Raw genomic sequence first — 3431 nt, 5'->3', positions numbered from 1 at the left:
AGCCACAGCAGCGCAGCCGTCACCACCAGGCTGTAGACCATCACCGCGCCCACTCCAATGGCCTGGGTGAGCAGGCTGCCCTGCACGCCGCCCACCGTGCGGCTGGCCAGCACGCCCGTGAGCAACGAGCCCACGATGCCGCCAATGCCATGCACGCCGAACACATCGAGCGAGTCATCCACCCGCAGCAGCCGCTTGAGCCCCGTGGCGCCCCAGTAGCAGGCCAGGCCCGCCACCAAGCCAATCACCACAGCCGAACGCAGCGTGACAAAACCCGCCGCCGGGGTAATGGCCACCAGGCCAGCGACCAGGCCAGAGCACAGCCCCAGCAGCGACGGGCGCCCACGCACCACCCATTCGCCCAGCATCCACGCCAGCGCACCGGCCGCAGCGGCCAGGTGCGTCACCGCCATGGCCAGCCCGGCACGGCCGTCGGCCGCCACAGCCGAGCCCGCATTGAAGCCAAACCATCCGACCCACAACAGGCCTGCGCCCGCCATGGTGAGGCCCAGGCTGTAGGGCTCGAAGGGCTCGCGGCCATAACCCGTGCGGCGGCCCAGGAACCAGGCGCACACCAGCCCGGCCACGCCCGCGTTCACGTGTACCACCGAGCCCCCGGCAAAGTCGAGCGCCCCCATTTGCGCCAGCCAGCCGCCAGGCTCCCACACCCAATGCGCCACCGGGGCGTAGACGACCAGGGTCCACAGGCCGACGAAGACCAACATGGCCGAGAACCGCATGCGCTCCACCAGCGCGCCCACCAACAGCGCGGCGGTGATGATGGCAAACGTGAGCTGGAACATGGCGTACACCGATTCGGGAATGTGGGGCGCCACATGGCTCACAGCGAGCTTGCTGCCCGCCAGGTCCAAGTCCAGCCCAGCAAAGCCCGCGCGCTCCCAACCTCCCAGCCAGGCACTGCCAGGCGTGAATGCAAGGGATAACCCGCCGCAAACCACAGCAGGCTGACCAGCGCCGCAATCGCCACCACACTGGCCATGGTGTTGAGCACATTCTTCTTGCGCACCATGCCCGCATAGAACAGCGCAATACCAGGCAGCGTCATGAGCAGCACCAGGGCGGTGGAGGTCATCATCCACCCGGTGTGTGCCGCATTCACAGTGTCCTGCGCGACCAGGGACGGGCGCGTGAGCGCCACCGCTGTCGCTGCAGGGGCGGCCCCACCGACCACCGCCTCGGGCGGGCTCTGCGCCAGCACACTGGCACACAGACCCACGCACAACCACACAACCGCCACGAACCGGTGCAAGACTCCCCGCATGAAGGCTCCCTTCGCAATTTGTTACAGCGCACTGCACGAGCCATGCCAGGCGGCCGCCCCCCGATTCGGGGCCTGTGCCAGGCAACGCGCCCAACAAAGGGGGGCGGGAAACCCCCAATGCACCAGCAGGGTGCAGCCGTTACAGTTGCGGCACTCGAAAGCGCGCTTCGGTGTGCCAAGCGAGGGGCCCGAGGAGACACTTTCTACCAACAACCCAATTCAAAGCACCCAACGAGGTGCATTCACTTTCCAGGCGCTGGCGATCCCAGCGCCTTTTTCTTGCCTGCTCGGAAAGTAACCCGGGCGCCCAGCGCGTCCGTTCAGTCCTGAATTAATAGCAACCCAGGTGCGAAAATCGCGCCATGGAATGGATTTTGATGACCCTGGCCTCACTGCTCGCAGGCTTTGTGGATGCGATCGTGGGAGGCGGGGGGCTGGTGATGGTGCCCGCGTTGTTTGCTGCGTTTCCGGGTGCGCCACCGGCCACGCTGCTGGGCACCAACAAAGCGGCTTCGGTGTGGGGCACGGCCATGGCCACCTGGCAATACAGCCGCCGAGTGCAGATCCGCTGGCAGGCCATGTTGCCCGCAGCGGCTGCCGGTTTTGCGGGGTCATTTGCGGGCGCCTGGGCCGTCACCGTGATCTCGGCCGACTTCCTGCGCAAGCTGCTGCCCCTGGTGCTGCTGGCCGTGCTGGTTTACACCCTGGCCAAAAAGGAGCTGGGACGACACCACACCCCGCGCTTTGCAGGCCGCACCGAGGTGCTGGTAGCAGGGCTGATCGGTGTGCTCATCGGGTTTTATGACGGCTTCTTCGGCCCTGGCACCGGGAGCTTCTTCGTGTTCCTGTTCGTGCGGCTGCTTGGCTACGACTTCCTCAACGCATCGGCATCGGCCAAGCTGCTCAACTGCGCCACCAACATTGCCGCCATCGTGCTGTTTGCGGCCAAGGGCCACGTGTGGTGGCACTTTGCCGTGACGCTGGCCGTGGCCAACGTGGCAGGCAGCCTGCTGGGCACCCACATGGCGCTCAAACACGGCACCGGCTTCGTGCGCGGCATCTTCATTCTGGTGGTGAGTACCCTCATCCTGAAGACCGGCTACGACGCGTTCCTGCGCTAACACTGCGCTCCCGAGAGTTCGGGAGCTCCGTCTAAACCTGTTGCGAATAGGCACACAAGCGCCTCCCGAGGTTGCCTGCGGTGTCAAGGAAAAAATCGCATCTTTATAATCATGTCTATTTAATGACGGCAGACTTCGCCATTGGCGATGACCTCGCCCTCGTTCCCTTCGCCTCCGGCCTGCTTACCCGCATGCCGGATTTTTTGTACCTGAAATACCCCGTACAGGACCCATCCCATGAAATTGTTCAAGGCTGTCGCCACCGCCCTCGCGCTTTGCGCCGCATTCGCCGCCCAGGCCCGGACACTGGACGAGGTGAAGAAGGACGGCAAGATCCTCATCGCCACTGAAGGGCAGTTCGCTCCATTCAATTTCTTCAACGGCACCACGTTGACCGGCTTCGAAGTGGAAGTGGCTGAACTCGTGGCCAAGAAGATGGGCCTGACCATCCAGTGGAAGACGCTGGGCTTTGACGCACTGCTGACCGGCCTGCGCCAGGACCGCTGGGACCTGGTGATCGCCTCGCACGGCATCACCGAAGAGCGCGCCAAGGCTGTGACCTTCACCGAGCCCCACTACTGCTCGGGCGGCATGATCATCGCCATGGACCCCGCCATCAAGACCGCCAAGGACCTGGCAGGCAAGATTGTGGCGGTGCAGACCGGCACCAGCTACCTCGAAAACGTGCAGAAGGTCTCGTCGATCAAGGAGATGAAGAACTTCCCCACCGACGTGGACGCCCGCAGCGCCCTGAACTCGCGCCGTGTGGACGCCTGGGTGACCGACCGCTTTGTGGCCAAGGCCGTGGCGGAGAAGAACCCCGGCGCTGGTTTCAAGCTGGGTGACATGCTGTTCATCGAGCGCATCGCCGCCGCTGTGGCCAAGGGCAACAGCTCGCTGGCCGGTGGCTGGAACAAGGCCCTGTCCGAAGTGATGGCCGATGGCAGCTACGCCGCACTGTCCAAGAAGTATTTCAACGAAGACGTGCGCTGCCAGTAAGCGGCACGCCCGGGGTTTTTCATGCTCAC

2 protein-coding genes and 1 pseudogene are annotated in these 3431 nt (G+C 64.6%); 2 read left to right on the top strand and 1 reads right to left on the bottom strand.

The genetic code is table 11. The features are described 5' to 3' along the window. Window positions 1-1282: pseudogene (locus DBR12_RS20630) on the bottom strand (ammonium transporter); the annotation flags it as partial. Window positions 1283-1644: 362 nt separating this feature from the next. Here DBR12_RS20630 and DBR12_RS20625 point away from each other — a divergent pair. Both DBR12_RS20625 and DBR12_RS20620 read left to right on the top strand, forming a co-directional pair. Then, complete coding sequence (locus tag DBR12_RS20625) at window positions 1645-2403, top strand: TSUP family transporter (RefSeq protein ID WP_094290160.1); 759 nt, start codon at window positions 1645-1647, stop codon at window positions 2401-2403. 237 nt (window positions 2404-2640) lie between these two features. Further along, the gene (locus DBR12_RS20620; RefSeq protein ID WP_108618932.1) at window positions 2641-3402 is read left to right on the top strand and encodes an ABC transporter substrate-binding protein; all 762 of its coding nucleotides are present in this window, start codon (window positions 2641-2643) and stop codon (window positions 3400-3402) included. Window positions 3403-3431: the final 29 nt, after the last annotated feature.

This window comes from Acidovorax sp. HMWF029, assembly GCF_003060895.1.
Classification (GTDB): Bacteria; Pseudomonadota; Gammaproteobacteria; order Burkholderiales; family Burkholderiaceae_C; genus Acidovorax.
Note: the sequence above shows the minus strand (reverse complement) of the source record. Positions and strands in the feature narration are given on the sequence as shown.